The 22,060-nt window shown below is 71.3% G+C and carries 29 protein-coding genes; 20 read left to right on the plus strand and 9 right to left on the minus strand.

Annotation, left to right across the window (positions count from 1 at the left end; translation table 11 throughout):
- Nucleotides 1-107 precede the first annotated feature (107 nt).
- Nucleotides 108-353 carry a hypothetical protein gene (locus ABH931_RS19555; protein WP_370114927.1) on the plus strand — a complete coding sequence of 82 codons (246 nt, stop codon included), beginning with the start codon at nt 108-110 and terminating at the stop codon, nt 351-353.
- 47 nt (nt 354-400) lie between these two features.
- On the opposite strand, the gene ABH931_RS19560 is transcribed toward ABH931_RS19555, so the two are convergent.
- A complete protein-coding gene (locus tag ABH931_RS19560; protein WP_370114929.1) occupies nt 401-1,375 on the minus strand; it encodes a magnesium transporter CorA family protein in 975 nt (324 codons plus the stop codon).
- Nucleotides 1,376-1,721: 346 nt separating this feature from the next.
- Here ABH931_RS19560 and ABH931_RS19565 point away from each other — a divergent pair, with 346 nt between their 5' ends.
- The 12 genes from ABH931_RS19565 (at nt 1,722) to ABH931_RS19620 (ending at nt 9,897) form a co-directional block, all read left to right on the plus strand.
- Nucleotides 1,722-1,979 carry a hypothetical protein gene (locus ABH931_RS19565; protein WP_370114931.1) on the plus strand — a complete coding sequence of 86 codons (258 nt, stop codon included), beginning with the start codon at nt 1,722-1,724 and terminating at the stop codon, nt 1,977-1,979.
- Between the two features lie 180 nt (nt 1,980-2,159).
- A complete protein-coding gene (locus tag ABH931_RS19570) occupies nt 2,160-2,768 on the plus strand; it encodes a DUF5994 family protein (protein WP_370114933.1) in 609 nt (202 codons plus the stop codon).
- Nucleotides 2,769-2,773: 5 nt separating this feature from the next.
- Nucleotides 2,774-2,944, plus strand: a complete 171-nt coding sequence (locus ABH931_RS19575) for a hypothetical protein (RefSeq protein ID WP_370114935.1) — start codon at nt 2,774-2,776, stop codon at nt 2,942-2,944.
- Nucleotides 2,945-3,183: 239 nt separating this feature from the next.
- Nucleotides 3,184-4,185, plus strand: a complete 1,002-nt coding sequence (locus ABH931_RS19580; RefSeq protein WP_370114937.1) for an SPFH domain-containing protein — start codon at nt 3,184-3,186, stop codon at nt 4,183-4,185.
- A 137-nt stretch (nt 4,186-4,322) separates the two neighbouring features.
- On the plus strand, nt 4,323-4,514 hold the full coding sequence (locus ABH931_RS19585; RefSeq protein WP_370114939.1) for a YegP family protein: 192 nt from the start codon (nt 4,323-4,325) through the stop codon (nt 4,512-4,514).
- A 313-nt stretch (nt 4,515-4,827) separates the two neighbouring features.
- Complete coding sequence (locus tag ABH931_RS19590) at nt 4,828-5,364, plus strand: hypothetical protein (RefSeq protein ID WP_370114941.1); 537 nt, start codon at nt 4,828-4,830, stop codon at nt 5,362-5,364.
- A 181-nt stretch (nt 5,365-5,545) separates the two neighbouring features.
- Nucleotides 5,546-6,274, plus strand: coding sequence for an ANTAR domain-containing protein (locus ABH931_RS19595; RefSeq protein ID WP_370114943.1), 729 nt, complete (start codon nt 5,546-5,548; stop codon nt 6,272-6,274).
- 74 nt (nt 6,275-6,348) lie between these two features.
- Nucleotides 6,349-7,068 carry an ANTAR domain-containing protein gene (locus ABH931_RS19600; protein WP_370114944.1) on the plus strand — a complete coding sequence of 240 codons (720 nt, stop codon included), beginning with the start codon at nt 6,349-6,351 and terminating at the stop codon, nt 7,066-7,068.
- A gap of 295 nt (nt 7,069-7,363) precedes the next feature.
- Nucleotides 7,364-7,774: an STAS domain-containing protein gene (locus tag ABH931_RS19605; RefSeq protein ID WP_370114946.1), complete on the plus strand. Its 411-nt coding sequence runs from the start codon at nt 7,364-7,366 to the stop codon at nt 7,772-7,774.
- A gap of 109 nt (nt 7,775-7,883) precedes the next feature.
- Nucleotides 7,884-8,345, plus strand: a complete 462-nt coding sequence (locus tag ABH931_RS19610; RefSeq protein WP_370114948.1) for a universal stress protein — start codon at nt 7,884-7,886, stop codon at nt 8,343-8,345.
- 614 nt (nt 8,346-8,959) lie between these two features.
- The gene (locus ABH931_RS19615) at nt 8,960-9,286 is read left to right on the plus strand and encodes a DUF3040 domain-containing protein (RefSeq protein ID WP_370114950.1); all 327 of its coding nucleotides are present in this window, start codon (nt 8,960-8,962) and stop codon (nt 9,284-9,286) included.
- Nucleotides 9,287-9,321: 35 nt separating this feature from the next.
- Complete coding sequence (locus ABH931_RS19620) at nt 9,322-9,897, plus strand: universal stress protein (RefSeq protein ID WP_370114952.1); 576 nt, start codon at nt 9,322-9,324, stop codon at nt 9,895-9,897.
- Nucleotides 9,898-10,158: 261 nt separating this feature from the next.
- On the opposite strand, the gene ABH931_RS19625 is transcribed toward ABH931_RS19620, so the two are convergent.
- The gene (locus tag ABH931_RS19625; RefSeq protein WP_370114954.1) at nt 10,159-10,434 is read right to left on the minus strand and encodes a hypothetical protein; all 276 of its coding nucleotides are present in this window, start codon (nt 10,432-10,434) and stop codon (nt 10,159-10,161) included.
- A 321-nt stretch (nt 10,435-10,755) separates the two neighbouring features.
- Here ABH931_RS19625 and ABH931_RS19630 point away from each other — a divergent pair, with 321 nt between their 5' ends.
- Entirely contained in the window at nt 10,756-10,959 is a 204-nt protein-coding gene (locus ABH931_RS19630; RefSeq protein WP_370114956.1) for a hypothetical protein, read from the plus strand.
- Between the two features lie 278 nt (nt 10,960-11,237).
- On the plus strand, nt 11,238-11,717 hold the full coding sequence (locus ABH931_RS19635; protein ID WP_370114957.1) for a DUF5994 family protein: 480 nt from the start codon (nt 11,238-11,240) through the stop codon (nt 11,715-11,717).
- A 27-nt stretch (nt 11,718-11,744) separates the two neighbouring features.
- Here ABH931_RS19635 and ABH931_RS19640 read toward each other — a convergent pair whose 3' ends face one another.
- The 3 genes from ABH931_RS19640 to ABH931_RS19650 are packed head-to-tail and all read right to left on the minus strand — an operon-like array spanning nt 11,745 to nt 13,861.
- Complete coding sequence (locus tag ABH931_RS19640; protein WP_370114959.1) at nt 11,745-12,974, minus strand: PP2C family protein-serine/threonine phosphatase; 1,230 nt, start codon at nt 12,972-12,974, stop codon at nt 11,745-11,747.
- Nucleotides 12,971-13,354 (minus strand): SAM-dependent methyltransferase, encoded by a 384-nt coding sequence (locus ABH931_RS19645; RefSeq protein ID WP_370114961.1) that lies wholly within the window; start codon nt 13,352-13,354, stop codon nt 12,971-12,973. The genes ABH931_RS19640 and ABH931_RS19645 overlap by 4 nt, the downstream gene beginning before the upstream one ends.
- Nucleotides 13,355-13,369: 15 nt before the next feature.
- Nucleotides 13,370-13,861, minus strand: a complete 492-nt coding sequence (locus ABH931_RS19650; RefSeq protein ID WP_370114963.1) for an inorganic diphosphatase — start codon at nt 13,859-13,861, stop codon at nt 13,370-13,372.
- A gap of 438 nt (nt 13,862-14,299) precedes the next feature.
- Here ABH931_RS19650 and ABH931_RS19655 point away from each other — a divergent pair, with 438 nt between their 5' ends.
- Nucleotides 14,300-14,701, plus strand: a complete 402-nt coding sequence (locus ABH931_RS19655) for a CBS domain-containing protein (RefSeq protein WP_370114966.1) — start codon at nt 14,300-14,302, stop codon at nt 14,699-14,701.
- A 200-nt stretch (nt 14,702-14,901) separates the two neighbouring features.
- On the opposite strand, the gene ABH931_RS19660 is transcribed toward ABH931_RS19655, so the two are convergent.
- Nucleotides 14,902-15,288, minus strand: coding sequence for a hypothetical protein (locus ABH931_RS19660; RefSeq protein WP_370114968.1), 387 nt, complete (start codon nt 15,286-15,288; stop codon nt 14,902-14,904).
- Nucleotides 15,289-15,627: 339 nt separating this feature from the next.
- On the opposite strand from ABH931_RS19660, the gene ABH931_RS19665 reads away from it, so the two are divergent.
- Nucleotides 15,628-16,875 (plus strand): PP2C family protein-serine/threonine phosphatase, encoded by a 1,248-nt coding sequence (locus tag ABH931_RS19665; RefSeq protein WP_370114970.1) that lies wholly within the window; start codon nt 15,628-15,630, stop codon nt 16,873-16,875.
- An 18-nt stretch (nt 16,876-16,893) separates the two neighbouring features.
- Here ABH931_RS19665 and ABH931_RS19670 read toward each other — a convergent pair whose 3' ends face one another.
- The 3 genes from ABH931_RS19670 to ABH931_RS19680 form a co-directional block, all read right to left on the minus strand.
- Nucleotides 16,894-18,033 carry an SPFH domain-containing protein gene (locus ABH931_RS19670; RefSeq protein ID WP_370114972.1) on the minus strand — a complete coding sequence of 380 codons (1,140 nt, stop codon included), beginning with the start codon at nt 18,031-18,033 and terminating at the stop codon, nt 16,894-16,896.
- 288 nt (nt 18,034-18,321) lie between these two features.
- Nucleotides 18,322-19,590 (minus strand): ATP-binding protein, encoded by a 1,269-nt coding sequence (locus ABH931_RS19675; protein WP_370114973.1) that lies wholly within the window; start codon nt 19,588-19,590, stop codon nt 18,322-18,324.
- A 141-nt stretch (nt 19,591-19,731) separates the two neighbouring features.
- Nucleotides 19,732-20,211, minus strand: a complete 480-nt coding sequence (locus ABH931_RS19680) for a DUF5994 family protein (RefSeq protein ID WP_370114975.1) — start codon at nt 20,209-20,211, stop codon at nt 19,732-19,734.
- Between the two features lie 352 nt (nt 20,212-20,563).
- Between ABH931_RS19680 and ABH931_RS19685 the strand changes: the two genes are divergently transcribed.
- The 3 genes from ABH931_RS19685 (at nt 20,564) to ABH931_RS19695 (ending at nt 22,015) form a co-directional block, all read left to right on the plus strand.
- Nucleotides 20,564-21,175 (plus strand): DUF5994 family protein, encoded by a 612-nt coding sequence (locus ABH931_RS19685; RefSeq protein ID WP_370114977.1) that lies wholly within the window; start codon nt 20,564-20,566, stop codon nt 21,173-21,175.
- Nucleotides 21,172-21,339: a hypothetical protein gene (locus tag ABH931_RS19690; RefSeq protein ID WP_370114979.1), complete on the plus strand. Its 168-nt coding sequence runs from the start codon at nt 21,172-21,174 to the stop codon at nt 21,337-21,339. Before ABH931_RS19685 ends, ABH931_RS19690 begins: the two co-directional genes overlap by 4 nt.
- 151 nt (nt 21,340-21,490) lie before the next feature.
- Nucleotides 21,491-22,015 carry a DUF5994 family protein gene (locus ABH931_RS19695; RefSeq protein ID WP_370114981.1) on the plus strand — a complete coding sequence of 175 codons (525 nt, stop codon included), beginning with the start codon at nt 21,491-21,493 and terminating at the stop codon, nt 22,013-22,015.
- Nucleotides 22,016-22,060: the final 45 nt, after the last annotated feature.

Below are 22,060 nucleotides of genomic sequence, written 5' to 3' on the forward strand. Positions count from 1 at the left end.
GCGGACGACCAGCGCATCCAAAACCGTTCGGAATGCGCCAGTGAACCAGGATCGGGCCCAAAGCTCACTCCTGCACACTGAATAGGAACGGTTCTAGACTCTGTGCCGTGTCAACGATCGCCGAGCACGAAGCCCGGTCCCGCGCGGCGAAGGCCGCACTGGAGGCGTACAGCGCCAGGTTCCCGGACGCGGCGTCCGCCCACGGCGGTTCCTTCGAGGAACGCGCCGAACTGGGCAGGCTCCGACAGGCAGCGTTCGAAGCATCGCTGCACCTGGTCGCAGCCCGGACGGCGGAACGGCTCAACGCCGGCCACGAGGGTCCACGACGAACAGTGGATCAGGGTCGCAATTGATCACCGTCCGTAGGACGAGGTCCGGCTGAGGCCGGTGGCAGCGGTGGTCAAAGCCAGTCCTTGCGTTTGAACGTCACGTACAGCAGGACCGAGAGGGCGACGATGACGAGACTGGAGACGAGGAAGCCCGACCGCTGTCCGAAGCCGGGGTAGGGCAGGTTCTGTCCGTAGAAGCCGGTGATCGCGGTCGGGACGGCGATGATCGCCGCCCAGCTGGTGACCTTCTTCATGATCATGTTCATGCGGTTGGCCTGGACCGAGAGGTTCGTCTCCACCACGGAGGTGAGCATGTCCCGCAGTGACTCCGTCCACTCGGTGACGCGCAGCACGTGGTCGTAGACGTCGCGGTAGTACGGCATCAGCGGCTCCGGGACCACCCCCAGGTCCGGGCGCATCAGCGAGTTGACGACCTCCCGCATGGGGAGCACCACCCGGCGCAGACGGACCAGCGACTTGCGCAGTTGGTACGAGCGCCGCTGCACCTCCTCGATCTGCTTCCGTGCCTCTCCGAAGAGCAGTTCGTCGAGCTCCTCGATGCGGTCGTCGAAATGCTGCACAGCGGCGAAATGCCCGTCCACCAGGTAGTCCAGCAGGCCGTGCAGCAGCAGGCCCACGCCCGATGCCGAGGTGGCAGACGCCCGGTCCCAGCGGGCCAGCACCTCGTCGATTGGCAGACCGGCGTCCTTGCGGACGGTGATCAGGGCGTCCGCGGTGATCAGGACGGCGATCTCACTGGTCACCAGGCTCACGCCGTCGGACGCGACGGAAACCGCGTAGGCGCTGAGGAACTGGTGGGATCGGTAACTGTCCAGCTTCGGCCGCTCTCCGGTGTGAACGGCGTCCTCGAGCGCGAGCTCGTGAAGCCCGAGCTCCTCGCCCACCTCCGCGAAGTCGGCCGGCTCCGGTCGGCACAGGTCCAACCAGACGACGGCGTTCGGCTCCTCCAGATACCGCGAGACCTCGCTCACCGGGAAACCCTCGAGGGCCAGGGTGCCGCTGCGGTACAGCCGGGTACGGGCCATGCTCCGACCATAACCGCGACACTCCGGCAGGCACGGACGCGGCCGATGCCAGCGGAGTGTCGCCGCCCGCAAACCCGCTGCCCGAGGAACGGATGACACCCCAGGCTTCCGCTCACCGCGTCGGCACCAGGATCCGCCCCCCTTCCGCGTCCGCGGGCCGCGCGACGTCCGCGATCAGCTGCTGCCGCAACGTCACTCAACAGCCGACGCCCGACGCCGGTCGGCCAGGAGGCCGACGCGCCCAGCCGCTCCAGGGCCGGATTCCACGCTACTGCGGTGGGGCCGAAGTAGCGTGGCTGCTGTCGGGCCGCGCCGGGGCCCCGCCACAGGACGCCACGGAGGAACTGTGCAGGACGAACCGTTGCCGCCCCTCGGCCACGCCGACGTCCGTATCATCGCCGCCACCCCCGGCGCCGCGCGCCAGGTCGCGCTCCTGCTGCGCAGCGCCTTCGTCAGCACCGAGCAGCGCAGCTACCCGGCGGGCCCGGACGGGACCGGAACGAGACTTCACCTGACCGTGGACACCACACGCGTCCCCGAGCCGCCAGGTCCGCTCCCCGAACGTTCCTCAGGCGGCGACCACCCGCACCCCGGCGAAGTCTGATTCCGGCGTGGCTGCCGGCGGCCGCGCCGGAATCGGCGACCCGGGATCGACCCCCTAAGGCCCCCCGCGGAGTAGGGTGAAGGTACCGAGGGTTTCCGAACACCGGCTGCAGTGCCCCTGTCGTTCTCGGCGAACGCCGACACCGGGCCTGCGCGCGGGTCCGGAGACAGGACGCGCACCATGTCCGTGTCACTCATGCGACCACCCTCGGTCGCCCTCCCCCCGCCCCGCACGGAATCGACCGCGCTGCGCCTCGCGCTCCGGCCTGCCGCCGGAGGCGGCGGCCTCCCCGTCGGCGCCCTGGACGGCGCCTGGTGGCCGCACTCCGAGGACCTCCTTCGCGAACTGCCCTCCCTCATCCCCACGCTGGACCGGATGTGGGGGCGGATCACCAGGATCAACGTGAACCCTCGCCACTGGCAGTCACTGCCCCGCGAGGTTCCGGTCCCCGGACACGTGGTCAAGGTCGGCTGGTTCACCACCGAGCAGGACCCGCACAAGCTCCTGCTCATCTCGTACCGCACCGGCCGCTGGGACCTGCTCGTCGTCCCGCCACACACCGACCCGCAGTCCGCCGCGCGACTGATGACCGCCGCCGCCGACCCGGCCGGCTCAACGCGCGCGAGCGCCCTACTCGCCGCCGAACGCGACCGCAGCGTCAACGACGCGACCGACGCCCCGACCCGCGACACCCGCGCGGAAGCCGCATGGGAATCCGAAGGCGGCGCAGCCCCGGCACCTCCGCTGATCATGCCCATCGGCCGCATGCACGTGTCCTCAGGCAGGTGAGAACGATGACAGTGCTCCCCACCCTGCTCGTGCTCGCCATCTGGATCTACACCTGCGTGGTGCTGATCCAGATGGCCAACGCCCGGCATACCGCGCTGCCGACGACAGTCCGGCCGCGCCGTTGGCACCTCCCACGGCGAGGCGCTGCCGCCCGGCACGCGAATGGTCGTCCCTGACGGCCGTCCGCCATACGCACCGACGGCCCCACCGATGCGCCTTGACAACCCCGCTGTGATTGCGTGGCTCGTCGTCTGTCTGATGGCCCTGCTCGCATTCGCTTCCGCAGCCCACTGGCTGTGGCTGCCGGCCGTGGTGCTGCTCCTGATCCTGCTTCGCTCCGCGAACCGACGCAATCTGCGCCGGGGCACCCGTCCTCGCAGCGGAGCGTGACGAACCATCGAAGGATGTGAACATCGTGATCATCCTGATCACTGTCGCGGTAGTCCTCGCGATCGCCGCGCTGATCCTGGTCTCGCTGAGCCTGCGCACCGTCCAGCAGTACGAGAAGGGCGTCGTGTTCCGCTTCGGCCGGCTCCTGCCGGGCATGCGCGACCCGGGCCTGCGACTGATTCGCCCGATCGGCGACCGGATGCGGAAAGTTTCCGTGCAGACCGAGGTCCTCGGCGTCGCCACCCAGGGAGCGATCACCGCCGACAACGTCACCGTCACCGTCGACGCCGTCGTCTACTTCCGCGTCATCGACCCCGTCAAAGCCCTGGTCAACGTCAACAACTACCCCCACGCCGTCTCCCAGATCGCCCAGACCTCGCTGCGCTCCGTCATCGGCCGCGCCGACCTGGACACCCTGCTGTCCGACCGCGACCATATCAACACCGAACTCAAACAGGTCATGGACGCCCCTACCGAGGAACCCTGGGGACTGCGCATCGAACGCGTCGAGATCAAGGACATCGCCCTGCCCGACCAGATGATGCGCTCCATGTCCAAGCAGGCCGAGGCCGAACGCGAACGCCGCGCCCGGGTGATCGCCGCCGACGGAGAGTTCCAGGCCTCCCAGAAACTCTCCCAAGCGGCCGCCGTGATGGCCGACACCCCCGGCGCACTCCAACTCCGACTGCTCCAGACCGTCGTCGACGTCTCCGCGGAGAAGAACAGCACCCTCGTGATGCCCTTCCCCGTCGAAATGCTCCGCTTCTTCGAAACCCAGTCCCGCCCGGCCCCCACCCCTCCTGAGACCTACCGCGGGCTCGCACCCTCGGATGCCGAACTCCTGCAAGCCCTGCTCCACCCCGTCCCCGCCCAGGACGGCTTCGAGTCCACGCTGCCGATGCTGCCCTCGCAGGCCCCTCCGGTCGGCGAACCGGGCAGGGCCCGCCTGCGCGCCGACGTAGCCCGCACCCGCGCCGCCACCTGGCCCACACCCACCCGCACCGACGAACCCCTCACCCGGATCTGACCCGGAACGGCCCACTCCGGACTACCGACCAGAGAAGCCGACCTCATGACCACGCACACCGCCCCTCGCCCCCATACCCCCGGGCCCGCCGTCGCCGGACGCCGACCGCATCCAGCAATCACCACGAGGTGAAAGTCATGACCAGCACCTTCGAGGTCTACCTCGACAACTCCGGAGAATGGCGCTTCCGGCTGACGAACGTCGACGGCAAGACCATCGCCACAAGCCCATCCTTCGCCTCCGAGCTCGCCTGCCTGGCCGGCGTCGCCGCCATACAGACCGGTACCGGCGACGCGCAGGTCACCGTCCTCACCCCCTCCGCCGTGTAACCCGCGCCTCGACGTTGGTCGACGGCTCCCGGTTCGACGGTCCGTCCGAACGCGTGGCCTGGCCGTCAAGGACTCGACCCCTCGCGGCAGTCCATCACCGCCGCATGGGCACCGCACCCCAACCCGGCACACAGGCTGCGCCGCCCGCCTGCACGGGCCCGACCCACCTGCACCGAGGGCCACCGCCGGTGGCAACCCGAACCGCAGACGAGTGCACCACGCTCCTGGGCCGCCGAGTCGGACACCTGATCAACAGATACCCCGAGCGATCACACCCGGACCACACGCAGACCGCAGCCCTCTGGAGCACCTCATGATCATTATTCTCGGCCTCATCATCCTGATCGCTGCGGCCATCGTGGCTGTGGCCGGAATCTTCACCAACACCGGCAGCGCGCACGCCGTCAACGGCGCCTTCTCGGTGTTCGGCCACCACATGACGGGCTCCACGGGCACCCTGTTCCTGTTCGGCATCATCGTCGGCGCGGCCGCCATGCTGGGCCTGGGCATGCTCCTCGCCGGAGCGCGCCGCACCTCCCGCCGCGGCATGGCGGCACGTCATGAACTGCGGCACTCCCGCCGTGAGACCGTCGCCGCCGGCAAAGCCCACGACGACTTGGTCGAGCAACGCGATTCCGCCCTCGCCCAGAGCGCGTCCGCCGGCCGGGAACGCGACGACCTCACCCGGCAACGGGACGACCTCGAAGGCCAGCGCAACGACCTGATCAGCCAGCAGCAGCCCACCACCCCACCGCCACGCGGTAACGGAGCACCGGGCGCCGAACCGGCGCCGTCGAACGGCGCCCGCCACGGACTGCACCTGTTCGGCCGCCACCCCGCCCACCAATAGCCTGCCCAGTTCGGCGCGTTCCTCGAAGGAACCGCTCTGGGCCGACGCTGCACCATCGGCGAACTCGGCTCCTTCCTCTCCCGAGAGGGTCACCGAGGCCGTCTAGAGCCAAGGGTGGCGGCACCCGGTCGAAGCCCACTTCGACCGGGTGCCGCCGTCCCCCAGGTGGTGAATGATGCCCATGAACCGCGCGGCGCGGATCGCGATCCTCGTAGCGGAAGAGGCCGGCCGGCGGGGCGCCACGATCGCCGTGGTCGATGTGTGCACGGCGGCCGTGGCCGCGCTGCCGGTCGGCGGCGCAGGCCTGTCGGCCATGTCACCCACCGTGGCCAGCTATCCGCTGTGCAGCACCGACGACATCAGCGAGCAGCTGGAGGAACTCCAACTGACGCTCGGCGAGGGGCCGTGCATGGATGCGTTCACCCGGCAGACCTCGGTGTCCACGGCGGACCTGCGTGGCGGTCGGGCGCAGGTGCGGTGGCCGGTGTTCGCCTCCGCCGCGGCGGAGGCCGGCGCCGGTGCCGTTTACTCCTTCCCGCTCCAGCTCGGCGCCATCCGCCCCGGCGTGCTGGACCTGTACGCCCCGACGCCGCTGGACCTCAGCCCCGACGAGCTGGCGGACGCGATGGGGTTCGCCGACAGCGCCACCCAGGTCCTGCTCGGCACCCTGACCGCACGACGCGAGGGCCTCACCATCGGCGACGGCGACGCGCCGGACGGCTACCGCGCGCAGATCGACCAGGCCAGCGGCATGCTCACCGCACAGCTCGGAGTCGGAATCGAACAGGCTTTCCTCCGACTGCGCGCCTACGCCTATGCGCACGGCGAGCGACTGTCCGCCGTCGCCGCGGCGGTGGTGGACCGCCGGCTCAGGTTCCCGCCCGACGACGAGCCGGACCGGACGGCCTGACGGCCTCCGGCCTGAGCCCCGAAGCACCGCCCGCACGCGCCGAATCGGTCTACTCTCGAACCAGGGTGATCCTCATGGACGAACAACTGCTCGCCAGGACCTTCGTCGAGCTGGCCGACAACCTGGTCGCCGACTTCGACCTCATCGACTTCCTTCGCCTGTTGACCGACCGCTGCGTCGAGGTGCTGGGGGCCGGCGCGGCCGGCGTCCTGCTCGCGGACCGCAACGGCGAGTTGAGGGTGATGGCAGCCTCGGACGAGCAGGTGCGCCTGCTGGAACTCTTCCAGCTGCAGAACGACGAAGGTCCCTGCCTGGAGTGCTTCCACGGCAACACCGTGGTGACCGTCCCCGACCTGACAGGCCAGGCACACCGCTGGCCGCGATTCGTCCGGCAGGCCCGTCTGCGCGGCTTCACCGGGGTGCAGGCACTGCCGATGCGGCTGCGCAACGAAGTGGTCGGCGCCCTGAACCTGTTCAGCGCGGACCCCGGCGTCTTCGGGCAGGCCACAGCCCCCCTCGGGCAAGCACTGGCCGACGTGGCCACCATCAGCGTGCTACAGCAACGCTCGGCCGCACGGAGCACCCTGCTCAACGAACAGTTGCAGACGGCCCTCAACAGCCGGGTCCTGATCGAACAGGCCAAGGGCAAGCTCTCCGAACGCCTCGACATCGACATGGAGCAGGCCTTCACCGCCCTGCGCGGCTACGCCCGCGCGCACAACCGGCCGCTGTCCGAACTGGCACGGGCCTTCGTCGACGGCACGGAAACACTGGGCCCCCTGCCATCCTCCTGACCCTCCTCCGTGCCCTCGCAGGGGTCGCCGAGAACGCGCAGGGCCCGCTGCCGTTCCGCGCCGACCGAGAGCTCCCGCAGCCTCAGGATCCGGGCAACCTCGGCAGGGCGGTTCCGCTCTGCTCCGGCAGGCCGTACAGTCCGTAGTGGAAGACCTGTTCTTGGCTGGTCCGAGCATGCGAGCGCCCGGTGTTGAGGCGCCTGGGCCGATCGACCCAGCCGGCCGCTTCCGCGCGATCGTTCCAGCTGCCCCAGACCCCGGCGGCGTCCCAGAGGAGACGGCCGAGGAGATCTGGATGTCCACGAACCGCATCACCGCCCGACCGATGGCGGTCCGCCATCGCCCGCCGCCCCAGCACGGGGAATCGCTGCCGCCGGGGACACTCACCGTCGAACGGCACGACTGCAACGACAGGGCCGAGATCACCCTGGTCGGCGAGATCGACATGGCCTCCGCACCGATCCTGCGCCACGCACTGTCCCGGTGCCTGGCCGACGGTGTGCACGCCATCGACGTCGACCTCAGCCGGGTCGACTTCTGCGACTGCACCGGGCTGAGCGCGTTTCTGCAGGCCTACCACCAGGCCGCCGCGGCTGGAGCGTCCCTGCGGCTGCACCACCCCAGACCCGTCCTGGCCCGACTGATCGCGCTGGCCTGCACCGACACCCCCCTGCTGTCCCCGGAAGGCACCGGAGCGGACTGCTGACGGCGCTCACGGCCATGGACGCCGGCCCGTCGCTTGACCCGGGGTGGCTCCACCGTGCTTCGCCGGGGAGAGTGGTGAGGGGGCTGCTCCACTACCGAGGCGGTGCGTCATGGAAGACGAACGGATGTCCGCACGACGGATCGTGGTGGGGGTCGACGGATCCGGGCCTTCGAAAGCAGCACTCCTGTGGGCGGTCCGGGAGGCAGAGCTGACGGACGGCACGGTCGAGGCGATCACCACCTGGGACTACCCGTCGGCCTGGTACGGCTGGACGCCCCCGCAGTCGGAAGCCTACGACTTCGAGAAGATCGCGAACCAGATCCTGGCCGACACCGTCGACGAGGTCGTCGGCCCCGACCCGCCGGCAAGGATCCGGACCCGGGTGGCACACGGCGACGCCGCCACCGTCCTTCTGGACGCCGCCCGCGGCGCAAGGCTCCTGGTGGTGGGAAACCGGGGGCACGGACGGTTCGCCGGAGCTCTGCTGGGTTCGGTCGGACAGCACTGCGTGCAGCACGCGCCCTGCCCGGTCCTCGTCGTGCGCGGTTCCGACGACGGCACGGTGGACTGAACCGGCGGCGGTGCCTCCGGCCACGCCGACCGGTGCTTCGGCGGTTCCGGGGCATTCTGTTCGGTATCCGGCTGCCGCAGCGCGGCGTAGAGTCGATAGCGGATATGCGTTGTCGGCGGGTTCGAGCGCCCGAAGCCCCGTGCTCTGACGCCTCGGCCGGACCGACTGAGTGGGCCACTTCAGCGGCGACCACTCCAGCTGCCCCAGACCCCGGCGGTGTCCCAGACGCGACAGCCGAGGAGTCCGGGTGTCCGCGAACAGCATCACCGCCCGTCAAGGCCATACGCGGTCCGCTCACGCACCGTCCGGGCGTTCGGCGGGAGTGGCGGGAGATGTCGGTCTGTGCGGACTCTTCGGGGGCACGCGCATCGCGCGGGCGACGCAGCTGCCCGGCCGCGCCCGGCCACGGCTGCTCTCAGGAAGCCCGACCGGGCTGGTTCGATTGCCGGCCGCCGTCGACCACCGACGTGCAGCGGGCGGAGCCCGTGTGGTGATCCCCTGCCGTTGGCGCCCGGCGCAGACGTGCGAGTGGCTGTGGAGTGGCCGCGTACGGTTCCGCGCGAACCTGTTGTCGTCGCTCGAGTCTCAGAACCGGAACGTGGGAGGCGCACACGATGCTTTCCCAGCACGAGCGACGCACATTGTCCGACATCGAGGAACACCTGCGCGCGAGCGAACCCGATCTGGTGCACCTGCTGGAATGCTTCCATGCCTGGGCTCCGCCGCGACACCACCACCGCGGTCTCCGCCGCGTGGTCGGGCCGGCCGGGCTGGCGCTCGCCGCCGTCCTGCTCGCCGTGGCGTTCACCGTGCACAGCGCGGGCGCGCTACTGCTGGCCGTCACGGTCCTGCTGGCGGACGCGGCCTGGTGGATGCTGCTCACCGCGATGGCACTGGTCAGGCAGCGAGGCCTGAACAGGGAAGGAACTCACCGTCGGTGACGCCGGGTCGCATCGAGCGAGGATGGTGATCGACCGTGCGGGAGCGGGACATCGGGCGTGTCGTGGTCGGTGTGGACGACTCGCTCGCCGGGCTGCGGGCACTGCGCGAGGCGGTGGAGACGGCACGTCTCCGCGGCATGGAGGTGCGAGCGGTCCGCACGTACTCGCCCCCACCGGAACCGGGAAACGGGGGGTGGAACACCTGGAACACCGGAATGGACCCGCAGTCCTTCGCGACGGAGGATCCCCGGTCGGCGCTCAGGAGGAACGCACTGGCGACTGCCCGGCATGTCTTCGACCAGGCGATGGGCGGTGTGCCACATGACGTGGTGGTGTCCATCGAGGCCGAGAGCGTTCCCCTCCACCAGGCGCTGATGGCGGTCGCGTGCCGCGACGAGGACCTGCTCGTCGTCGCCGCACCGCAGCGGCGTCACCCGTGGTGGCCGCCCAGACGGTCCGTCGCCCGGCGCTGCGTCTCCCGGGCAGGGTGCCCGGTCCTGATCGTCCCCGCACCACGGGGAGCACGCGAACTCGGCGGCCAGTGGCGGCCCTGGCACCGGCGGCAACGCCGCCGGGAGTTGGATGCCCTCCTCGACGAACTCACCACGTAGCGCCCCGGTCAGGGCGCACTCGCCCCGCCTGCCCCACCGTGACGCCGTGCCGCGTCACCGGTCGTTCGCACCTGGGGGCCGGACCATCAGGTCACCGCCGTGGATCGTCAGCCGCGCCGCGATCCGCCGCGCGCAACCGCAGGGTGCGTCCGGCGTGATGAAGGGCATCGCCTCTCGGCACGACCGGCATCTACCCGCGCGTCGCGCCCGCACCCACGGCCGGCGGTCTGCCTCGATCGGGCGACGCACCACCTTGCCCGGCTACGCCCCGCGCCCCCGCTGGACCGTCTTCACCGCTGCCTGGTGCAGGCTCCGCGCGGTCTCCTCGTCGCCCGCCGGAAGTGGACTGCCCTGCAGCGTGTACCACTCCTCGGCCCCCACGTACTGCACCGTGATGCCGGCCTCGCCGCCGCTCCAGGTGGTGTGCACCGTCAACTCGCCGTGGAGAACGTCCCCCTCCTCCGTCTGCACTCCACCATGCCCGGAGAAGATGCCCTCGGTGGTCCATGTCGCCCACGTGTTCGCGCGAGTATTCACAGCGGGCTCCTTCGCCCTCGGCCCTTACCGGGTTTGCGGCACAGTACGTGTGGTGGTGCGACGGGAACCCCGCGCCGGCGGTCCCGGCCGCCCAGGGGAAGCCCGGGGAAGTCCGGGGAAGTCCCGGCTGCCCAGGAACATCTTCTGGCATCCGCGCCCGGCTGTCCTGGCGGACGGTTCGGGTGCGAGGGCCGATGACGGTTCAGCGTCCTTTGCCCGCCCGAGATCGAATGTCTCACCGCCGGCGTTGATCAACGCATCGCCACGGTCGCAGGAAGCACCTGGCGTGCGGTGCCCCTGCGGTCGCGGGAGGCTGGACGCATGGAACCGCACGAGGACCCCTACCGACCGGCCATCGTCCGCTTCGCCGGGGATGTGGAGGTGAACGGGCGGACGTTCAGCGGGAACATGCGTCTGGCCGTCTGGGTCCACGGCGCCTGGATCCACGTCCGAGTGCCCGGCTCGGCGGCCCCGCACTACTCCCTGCCCGTGCATGCGGTGTCGGGGGTGCACTGGGAGGACTGATGCGCGGCCTGGTGCAGGCCCCCTCAGGACGGTTGCAGGGCGAGTGGCATGGCGTGGGCGCGGCGCGTGGTCAGGACACCCGGGATGAGGTCGTCGTAGTCGATGACGGGCCATACCCGCAGGTTCTTGCTCCGCATGGCATCCGCGGCGACGGAGCAGGGTGACGGAGTAGGGTGGAGGTAGCCGAGGAAGCGCTTCCCACCAACATTCGCGCTGGTGCCGCCCTGGGTCATGGCAGGTCCGATCGCGGACCGGACGGGCGACCTCACATGGCGCCGATGGACCTCTCCTCTTATCCCCCTCCTCTGCGGGTGGACGCGCTCGGCGCTCCGCTCCTGCCCCGGCTGCTGCTCGAGGCCACGCTGTCGCGGACCGGGATGTTCGACGGCGCCTGGTGGCCGCGCTCGCGCCATGTCCGGGTCGAGCTGCCGGACCTGGTCACCGCGCTGACCGCCCACCTGGGGGGCAGCGTCCTGCGGGTCGGCCTCGACTCCGTGGCGTGGGACGAGGTCCCCCGCACGGTGACGGTGGACGGCCGTGCGATCCGGATCAGCTGGTTCCCGGGCTGCGACTGGACCATCAGTCTCACCCGCGGCTTCCAGGACCACGTCCTGCTCCTGGTCGTGCCACCGGCCACGGACGCGGACACGGCGTCCTCCGCGATGGCCGGTGCCTCCGTCCGCGGCAACCACAGGACCTCCGCCCAACTGCTCGCCCCGCCACCCTCGGCTGACGGTTTTGTGGCTCTGCGGTATTGACAGCCGATCAGGCTTCCCACTCGGCCGTCACAGGCGCAGGACGACCAGGGCGGTGTCGTCTGTGGCCCCCGGGGTGGGGAGGAGGTCGAGCAGGAGTGCGTCGGCGAGTTGCTCCGGCGGCAGGACGCGGTGCGCGGCGAGGGAGCGGGCGAGGCGGTCGAGGCCCGTGCCGATGTCCTCGTGGCGGCGTTCGACGAGGCCGTCGGTGTAGAGAACGAGAGTGTCCCCGCCGGTGAAGGCCTGGCCGGCTTGGGGGCGGGGCAGGTGCTCCGGGCGGGCGGCGAGCGGCGGGTCGGTGGCCCGGTCGAGGAAGACCAGGGTTCCGTCCGCCCGCGCCAGGGCGGGCGGGAGTTGTCCGGCGCTGCTGTAGGTCAGGGTGTGGCTGGTCCAGTCGACGTGGACGGACGCGGCCGTGGTGGACTCGGCGCCGTCGACCGCGCGGGCGTACAGGCCGAGGACGTCGAGGGCCTGGGCCGGGCCGGCCGCCACGCGGGAGACGGCGCTGAGCGCGCTGCGCAGCTGTCCCATCACGCAGGCGGCAGCCAGTCCGTGCCCGACCACGTCGCCGACCGCGACCGCCATGCGGTCACCCGGCAGCTCGACCAGGTCGTACCAGTCCCCGCACACGTTCAGCGCGCCGACGGCGGGCCGGTAGCGCACCGCAGCCCGGTGGTGGTCGGTCAGGCGCGGGGTCGGCAGCATCGCCTCCTGCAGTGCGAGCGCGACCTCGCGCTCACGGGCGTGGGCCAGGCGCAGCCGCTCGTTGACGTCCTGCAGTTCCCGGGAGCGCGTGTACAGCTCCGCCTCCATCACCTGCGACCGGCCGCCGGCCGCGGCCCGGCCGCGGGCGTGGATGAGCTCGGTGACCTCCTCCACCCGGTGCACCAGCAGGACGACGCGGCCCTCGGCGTCCAGAACCGGGGCGTTGATCGGGCTCCAGAACCGCTCCTCCCACTCACCGGGGTGCTCCGTCGACTGCACGTCGTACCGCTGGAGCGCCATCGTGTCCCGCTCCCCGGTCGCCAGCACCCGGCGCAGCGACGCCTCCAGGTTGCGCGTCCCGCTGGCCGCGTGGTCGTTCGGGTTGTCGGGGAAGACATCGAACAGGTAGCGGCCGATCAGCTCCTCCCGGCTCCGGCCGGAGTTGGCCACGAAGTCCTCGTTCGCGTCCGTGTACACCAGATCCGGTGTCAGCAGCGCCACCATCCCCGGAAGTGCCTGAAACACCGCCTGGTAGTCGATGCCCCCTCGGCTCACCTCACGCCCCGTCTCCTCGCCCGCTCCCGGCCCACGATAGGAGGCCGACCCGCCCGGGTGGCGTCGTGCGCCGCCCGGGGGCGCGGCATGTCACCCGCCTGGCCCATAGCCCGAATCCGATCACCTCGGCTCGTCGCTGTCCGGGGGGTGCATGCCACGACCGCCAGGCCGTGCCGGTGGGCGGAGGCCGGACCGGCGGGGGCCTGGTCCGGGCGCCAGTCGGGGATGGGGACGAGTCCGGGCTCCACGGGGTCCCAGCCGTCCAGAAGGGCCGCGATCTCCTGGCGGGAGCGCAGGTGGATCGGGGCGATGTGCTCGGAGTAGGCGCGCGCCGCCTGGAAGGTGCCCGCGAGCCGTCCGCCATCGCCAGCCCCCGTCACGGAAGAACCCCGTGGTCAGTGTGCGCTCGGGCCGTCCGGCCGGGACCGCGCCGCGGTGATCTCCTGCTCCGCGGCCTGACGGCCGAGCCAGGACGCTCCGTCGAACGACTTGCCGGGTTCCAGGTCCGTGTAGACCTCGAAGAAGTGCTGGATCTCCCGGAGGTCGTGGGCCAGCACGTCGTCCAGCTCGTGCAGGTGGCCCATACGGGGGTCGGTGGCCGGGACGCACAGCACCTTGTCGTCCTCGCCGCGCTGGTCGTTCATACGGAACATGCCGAGCGCACGGCAGTGGATCAGGACCCCCGGGAAGGTGGGATCGCCGCCCAGGACGAGTGCGTCCAGCGGCTCGCCGTCCAGCCCGAGGGTGCCCTCGACGTAACCGTAGTCGGCCGGGTAGCGGGTGGAGGTGAAGAGCATCCGGTCCAACCGGATGCGCCCGAGACCGTGGTCCATCCGGTACTTGTTGCGGGATCCCTGGGGGATCTCCACGACGACGACGAAGTCCACGTCCCGCTCCTGCCGTCGGCATGGATGGAAGTCCGAGGCTCGGAGGTCCACCCCTGCGCCTCACCATGCGCCCGGGGAGCACCGCACACCACGGCCGCTGCCTCCAGGTTACGGGCGGCACCCCTGGCCGACCGACGACAGGGCCCGGACCGGGAACGCGGGTCCGGTCGGCGGCCCCGGGGGCCGGTCGGCCCCCTCCGGCCAGGAGACCGCCCGGTTAGCATGAAACCGAGGGGACTGTGCCTGCGACGGCAGCCGCGGTGCGAGGTCCGCCTCTCCCGTAGGCACGTCAGGACGCGCCACCCGCCCACCCCTGTTGGATCCCTCCGCCCAGGCGTCGACACACAGCCCGAACCCTGACCCGGCCCCGACCTGTGGCCAGGCCACCCTCGAGAGCGTCGAAGCCTGGAGCGACCCCGAGCACCAAGGGAGACCCTGATGGCGTCCACCCTCGACACGTCCGCGGACCGCCGCCGCGCAGCCGACGTGATGGTCCCCGCCGACCTCCAGGTCAGCGACCACACCGCCGTCGACAAGGCACTCGACATCCTGCACAGCGCCCACGTGGAACACCTCCTCGTACGAGGCGACGACGGCCACTGCGTCGGCCTCGTCACCAAGGACGACCTCAGCGGCTACCTGTCCCAGCCCTGGTACAGCCAGCACGCCCGACTGCGCGACCTCGTGCGCCCGCTCGAGCCCTTCGCCCACCCCGACACCCCGATCGACGCCGTCGCCAAGGCCATGCGGGAGCACGACGCACACGTCTGGCCGGTCATCGACGCGGACGGCTTCGCCTTGGGCGTCATCAGCGCCGAGCAACTGGGCAGCGGCAGCTGAGCGACCGAGCGACGGTGCCGGCGGCTTCCGCTCCACGGTCCGCTCGCCGCCTACACCCGGCCCCCGGCACCCGGCACCGGCCGGGACGCCGGCGCTCCGGGTTGGCGTCGGCGAGCAGCGGGGCATCGAACTCCTGCTGCGCGGCGGCCACCCTCGAGGCCGCGCAGCCGGCAGGTCCCGGGACGCCAAGGTGTCGGGTTTCAGTCGGCGGCGGCCGGACCGTCGATCTCACGCAGGACCACCAGGCGCACGGTGCCGTGTGCGGACGCGCGGTCGCTGTCCGGCGAGGTCGTGTAGACGGCGCCGACGTGCTTCCGGATCATGTCGAGCAGCGCCAGGTCCTGGGAGACGAGTTCGAGCCGGGCGATGCCGTCCGAGGACTGCCGAACCCGGGTCTCCTCGTGTTCCTGGGCTTCGGTGGAGCCATCGCCGCGCAGGATCGGAGCGCATGCCTCCCGGACCAGGGCTGCGATCCGTCCGGCAGTCCCGGCGTCCGCGGTGATCCGGACGTCCAGGACCGTGTCGGCCCCGGGGCTGTTCTCCCGAACGGAGATCCGCGTCTCCACCTGGTCGGCCGTTGTACCCATCCCGTTCTCCTGACGTGGGGCGTCCCCGGTCCAGAGTGCCGCCGGGCACGGCGGGTCGCACCCGGGGGACCTGGACGGGCGGGTCACCTCGCGCTTCCGGGGCAGCCGCCCAGGCTGGAGTTGCACGGCGACGGACACCGGCCTGGCGGCCCTGACCGGCTGACGTGCCCGCGCGTTCGGCCCGGCCGGAGTGTCCGGTGCGCGAGCCGATGTGATGCTGGGACGGAGGAGGACACCGCAGAGCGTCCGCGGGTCCCGCGACGGAGCGGGGGCGAGAGGTCGGGCGGGCGAACCGCATGCTCACCGTGAAGCCGGCAGAGGAAGAGCGACAGGGCCGCGATGGACCGATCCGAGGGATTCGGCGAGGGTCTGCTGGGACAGCTGCTGGACCAGGCGCGAGGCATGCCGCCGCAGCTCGTCGCTCCCCTGGTGGCCGAGGCCGCGCGGGCGGTCGGCGGCCGGGACGTCTCCATCCTCCTGCCCGACTACGGCCAGGTCATGCTGGTGCCGCTGCCGGGCCGGGGACTCGTCGCCGGAGATCCCGTACCCATCGGCAGCTCCCCGGCCGGTGAAGCCTTCCTGCGGACGACCACCGTCGAGTCCCCGCAGGCCGAAGGCATCCGGATGTTCATGCCCCTGCCGGACGGTGACCCCGGAGGCGTGCTCGCAGTCACCCTGGCCGACGTGAACGACGACGACCGCGCACTGCTCCGCCGGCTGGCGGCGCTGGTCGCGGACATCCTGACCACCAAGAACGGGTACACGGACCAGTTCGCCCGGGCCCGCCGTCGGGCGCCGATGAGCCTGGCAGCGGAGATCCAGTGGTCGCTGCTGCCACCGCTGGCGATGACCACACCACAGGTGTCCGTCGCCGGAATCCTGGAACCGGCCTACGACATCGCCGGGGACAGCCTCGACTACGCGCTCGACGACGACATCCTGCATCTCGCCATGATCGACGCCATGGGCCACGGCCTGAACGCCGCCGTTCTGGCGACGGTCGCCATCGGCGCCTACCGGCACGCGCGGCGCGCGGGTGTGGGGCTCGCCGAACTGTACGCGTACATGGATGCCGCCATCGACCAGCAATTCGGGCCCGACCATTTCGTCACGGCCCAGATGATGCGTCTGAACGTCGGAACAGGGGACCTGGAATGGGTCAACGCCGGGCACCCGGCACCGCTGCTGATCCGCGGCCACCACGTGCTCCAGACACTGGACAGCCCCGGGACCCTTCCGGTCGGCTTCGGCGGGGACACACCGCAGATCAGTCGGCGGCGGCTGCGGCGCGGCGACCGCGTGCTGTTCTACACCGACGGCCTCGTCGAGGAGCACCGGGCGGGCGGTGAGCTGTTCGGGGAGCAACGACTGATCGCCACCGTCGAACGCGTCGGCCCCCGCGGCGGGAGCGTCCGGGCCATGGTCCGGAGCCTCTCCGACGCCCTGATGGAGGAACGAGGCGGTGCCACGACGGACGACGCGAGCCTCTTTCTGGTCGAGTGGCACGGAGACGCCGTCAAACAACCCGATGCGACGGCGGAAGTCGACCGCAGTGGCCGACCGCCATCCGGCCGGCAGAAGGGCTGAACCGACTCCGGCGGGTTGTCAGTCGACCGGGCCCAGTCGCCGGGTCCTTGCTGCTCCCTCGCCGTCGGTCGGGGTGCGGGTCGCGGTGAGGTTCTGCCGGACCGAGTCCAGGATGGTCAGTCCCTGCCCCACCAACCCCGCGGCGATCTCGCCGAGGCCGTCGGCGCCGTTGAGGACGTTGACGTTGGCACCGGCCAGGCCGCCCGCCGCCTCCTTGACGATCAGCGGCAGTTGGTCGATCAGCATCCGGTCCAGCGCGACCCGGTCGTTGGACGCCGCCGCCTCCGCCTGGATCCTCATCCGCTCGGCGTCGGCCAGGGCCAGCACCCGGATCCGCTCGGCCTCCGCCTCGGCGGGGCGCACGACCTCGGCGACCAGTTGCTGCTGGCGCAGTTCGGCGGCGCGCTGGGCCAGTTCGGTCTGCGCGGTGAGGACCTCCTGCTGGGCGTGTGCGGCGGCCAGCGGCCCGGCCTGCGCCGCCTGCGCCTGCGCGCGGTCGACCTCGGCGTTGTACTGGGCCTTCACGACGGCCGTCTGCCGCGCGTACTCGGCCTGGTTCCGCGCCGCCGCCTGCTCCGCCTCGGCGGAGGCCTGGGTCGCCTGGGCCTGGGCGATCTTCGCCTGCCGCTGGATCGCGGCCTGGTGCGGGGCGGCCATCGCCGCGATGTAGCCCGTCTGCCCGTCGTCGATCGACTGGATCTGCAGCGAGTCGACGATCAGACCGATCTTGGCCATCTCGGCCTTGGAGGTGTCCAGCACCTCCGTGGCCAGCTTCTGCCGCTCGGTGACGATCTCCTCGACGGTCATCGAACCGATGATGGAGCGAAGGTGGCCGGCGAAGATCCGGCCGGTGAGCACCGACATCTGGTCCTGATCCGACAGGAACCGCTGGCCGGCGTTGATGATGCTCTCCTTGTCGTTGCCCACCTTGAACGCGATCACCGCGCGCACCGTCAGTGCGATGCCCTGGTGGGTGACGCAGGTCTCGTCGACCTCCGCCTCGCACATCGCCAGCGTCAGAAAGCGCGTCTTCCGGTAGACCGGCAGCACGAACGCGCCGTGGCCGGTCACGACCCGGAACGGCGCCGCCCCCATGCCACGCTGCCCTCCGGAGATCAGCATCGCCTGGTCCGGGGCAGGAACTCGATAACCGAACATGGTCATCTCCTCGGTCGACAGCACCCCCTCAGGATCCGATCGGGCCACCGGTGGCGACCTGCTCCTCCAGGCGCCGGCCGCTTCCGGGGCCACGAGCGGACCTCGGCGCGACGTCGCCCCGGGCCGAAGGGGAATCCACAGGGGAGGGCATGCCGATTCGGAGATCAGGGTGTGTCCCTTCCATCGTGCACCCGAAGGAGTACCAACGCGGTGGGGCACGGGCATGTTGTTCGCCGAGGCGGCAGAGTCGGCCGTGCGGGCCCTGGCGGCCGCCCGCGCCGCGAGTGCTCAGGTCCGGCCGTACCGGATCGTGTCGTCGGCGAACTCCAGTGCCATCTCCTCGCTCACGGTCGCCCGGGTACGGCTGATGGCGTACAGGTAGTCCTCGGTGGTGGGACGTGCCCGTTCCCCGCTGTCGAGGGTTCGCTCGAACACGGTCTGGGCGACTCCCCGGGCGACCTGCTTGATGTCAGCGGGGGTGAATCCGTCGCTGGCCGCGGCCAGGGCCGCCGTGTCGGCGTCGGTGCCCGTCTTGGCGATGTAGCCCGTCCACAGCGCGATGCGGGCCTGCCGGTCGGGCGGTCCGACGGGCAGGATGTAGTCGAAGCGGCCGTGCCGCAGGAAGGCCGGGTCCAGGGCGGCGACCGCGTTGGTGGCGCAGACGAGCAGCCGGGCGTCACGCTCACGGAACCGCACGATCGACTTGAGCAGTTCGTTAACCACGCCGACCGAGGCCGGATCGGCCAGGTTGCGTGTGCCGGCGACCTCCTCGACCTCGTCGATGAAGACCAGCACGTGGTCGAGCTCCGCGATCTGCCCGAAACGGTCGCCGAGCCCCGTCGCGAGCCCGCCCTCCAGGGCGAGCCGGGAGGGGAAGAGCTCGACGAACGGCCAGCCGAGCCGTCCTGCCACCGCTCGGGCGAACGTGCTCTTGCCCGTTCCAGGCGGCCCGAACAGCACCACCGCTCGCGGCGGCTCCACTCCGTGCTCCTCCGCGAGCTCGGGGTTGGCCAGCGGGAGCACCAGGCGCCGTTCGATGAGCCGCTTCTCTTCGGTCATCCCCCTCAGCTGCCCCCAGAGATCGGCATCGGGTACCGATCCCCCGAGCGAAGCGAGAACCGCGGAGCCCTGTGCGCTCACCGCGGCGACCTTCTCGAAGTACGTCAGGCCCTGCTGGGGGCGGAAGCCGGAGTTGCCCAGCGCCGTGGCGCCGGTCGCCCCGGCCGACAGGACCGCTGCGACGATCCTGGCTCCGACCGACTGGAGGCGGTGCTCCAGGGCGGTGATCAACGCGGTGCCCAGGCCCAGGTTGCGCCAGGCCGGATGAAGGGCGATACGCAGCACCCAGGCGCGGTCCCCGTCCACGCGGCCCACCGCCGCGCCGACGAGATGTCCGTCGGCAACCGCGACGACGCTCGGATTCCGGGCCTGCAACGCGGCCACGACCTCCGAGAGACGGAAGACAGCCGGCGGGTCCGCGCCGGCGCTCTCGCCGTCGAGCCGCACCACCGCTTCGAGATCGTCCGGAGTGAAGTCACGCACGTGCCACACGGCCATGGTCAGTCCCCGGAAGTCGTAGTCCTGGGACCTCCATCGTCTGCCGGTCTCGGTTCAGCCGCCTGCCCGGACGTCCGACGGAACCAGCCGCCGGCCCGCATTCCGGCCCCGCCCGCGGGCACGGGCCCGGGCGTCAACGGGTCACGCGGCAGGTGTGATGCCGGTCTTGACGAAGATCTGCCGTGCCGAGTCCGGTACACCCGCCAGCACCGCCGCGGCCATGGCGGCGTGGGCAGCCTCGGGGTCCGCATCGGGAGGGACGACCAGGAGCAGGAAGTGGTCGTGGGCGCCGCGGGTGAGGATCACCGTGTCGTCGCCGACCGGGAACCAGTCGATGTGGACCACGCGGTCGCCGACGGTCATCCGCCCCGGCACGTCGTCCCACGCGTCGGCGTCCAGGCCCACTCTCTCGACGGGGCCCACCTGCTCTGCCACCGCCGTGATCAGCGCCGGAAGCTCCGCTGCCAGGTCGCGGGAGCGCGGCCACCAGGCACCGTCGTGAGCCCCCAGCCGGGAGGCGGTCGTCTCCAGCCGCAGCACCACCGCACCGGGTGCCTGCGGCCACTCGCTGGTGTCCGGCAGCAGCCTTCCTGCTGCCGGAGTGGAAGGATCGACACTCATGGAACACCGCCTGTCCACTGGAACACCGCCTGTCCACCGCGAGGCGCCGCGGGTGCGGGCTGCGTAGGCTTACACGAGGAACGCCGCGCCCAGCAGCTTCGGAGCCGCTTCCACGCTACTCCCGTGCGGCGGGGTGGCGTGGCTGCCGGCGGCCACGCCGGGCGAAGCCCGATGCAGGCGCGGCCTGCCCGGGCACGCCGGAATCGGCGACCCGGGATCGGTCCCTTACGGCCCCCCGCGGAGTAGGGTGAAGGTACCGAGGGTTTTCCGAACACCGGCTGCAGTGCCCCTGTCGTTCTCGGCGAACGCCGACACCGGGCCTGCGCGCGGGTCCGGAGACAGGACGCGCACCATGTCCGTGTCACTCATGCGACCACCCTCGGTCGCCCTCCCCCCGCCCCGCACGGAATCGACCGCGCTGCGCCTCGCGCTCCGGCCTGCCGCCGGAGGCGGCGGCCTCCCCGTCGGCGCCCTGGACGGCGCCTGGTGGCCGCACTCCGAGGATCTCCTTCGCGAACTGCCCTCCCTCATCCCCACGCTGGACCGGATGTGGGGGCGGATCACCAGGATCAACGTGAACCCTCGCCACTGGCAGTCACTGCCCCGCGAGGTTCCGGTCCCCGGACACGTGGTCAAGGTCGGCTGGTTCACCACCGAGCAGGACCCGCACAAGCTCCTGCTCCTCTCGTACCGCACCGGCCGCTGGGACCTGCTCGTCGTCCCGCCGCACACCGACCCGCAGTCCGCCGCGCGACTGATGACCGCCGCCGCCGACCCGGCCGGCTCAACGCGCGCGAGCGCCCTGCTCGCCGCCGAGGACAGCCACCACCGGAACACGGACGCACCGCCCGGCGAGGCCGGGGCCGAGGCCGCCTGGGAGTCCGAAGGCGGCGCAGCCCCGGCACCTCCGCTGATCATGCCCGTCGGCCGGGGGCACGTGTCCGAGGGACGGCGACAGAGATGACAACGCTGTTCACCGTCCTGGCCCTCGCCGTCATGATCGGCGCCTGCGCGCTGCTGATCCAGTTCGCCAACGCCAGGCATACCGTGCAGACGACGGCCGAGGCACACCGTTGGCGCCTCCAGTGGCGCCGCAGTACCGTCCGCCGCACAGGGCAGCGCCCCTGACGGTCCGCCGCACAGGGCATCGCCCCTGACGGACCGCCGACACGCGGGCGGTGATCATGCCGCACGACTGCACGCCGACGCCGCCTGCACGCCCGCCGCGACCCGCCAACCTCAGCGCACCCCGGCCCACGACCGAGAGGCCGTCACCCTCATGAGTACGAACACCACCGCCGCGCCCACCACTGCTGCTCCGCAGGCTCGACCGCCGCTGCGACTGTCCCTGAGCCCCGACGGTCCCCGGTCCCGACTCGCCGGCGCCTGGTGGCCGTACTCACGCAACCTCTTCGAGCAACTCCCCGATTTGATTGCGGAGTTGGACGGGATCTGGGGTCGGATCACCCGGGCTGTCGTCCACGAGACCGCCTGGACCCAGCTGCCCCGCAGCCTCTCGGCCGGATCCCACGACGTGCGCGTGAACTGGTACGACCCCGGCCACGATCCCTATGCGATCACGGTCTTCTCCTACCGTATCGGGGAGTGGGAGCTGCTCGTCGTGCCACCGGCAAGCGCCCCCTGGCGGGCAAAGCAGCTGATGACCGCCGCGGCGCATCCCGGCAACCAGCAGAGCGCCCGATCGCTCGTCAGCGACGGTCCCGCACTCGCCTCGGCGACGGCACCTCGCGATCACATCCATGTTCGCGCCCGGCAGGTCCAGACCCCTCGTGCCGAAGGCTGAGCGCACATGCCTGTGCCGCTCCCTGCGGTAGGACGCAAGGACTAC

This window comes from Streptacidiphilus sp. MAP12-33, from assembly GCF_041261265.1.
Taxonomy (GTDB): Bacteria; Actinomycetota; Actinomycetes; order Streptomycetales; family Streptomycetaceae; genus Streptacidiphilus.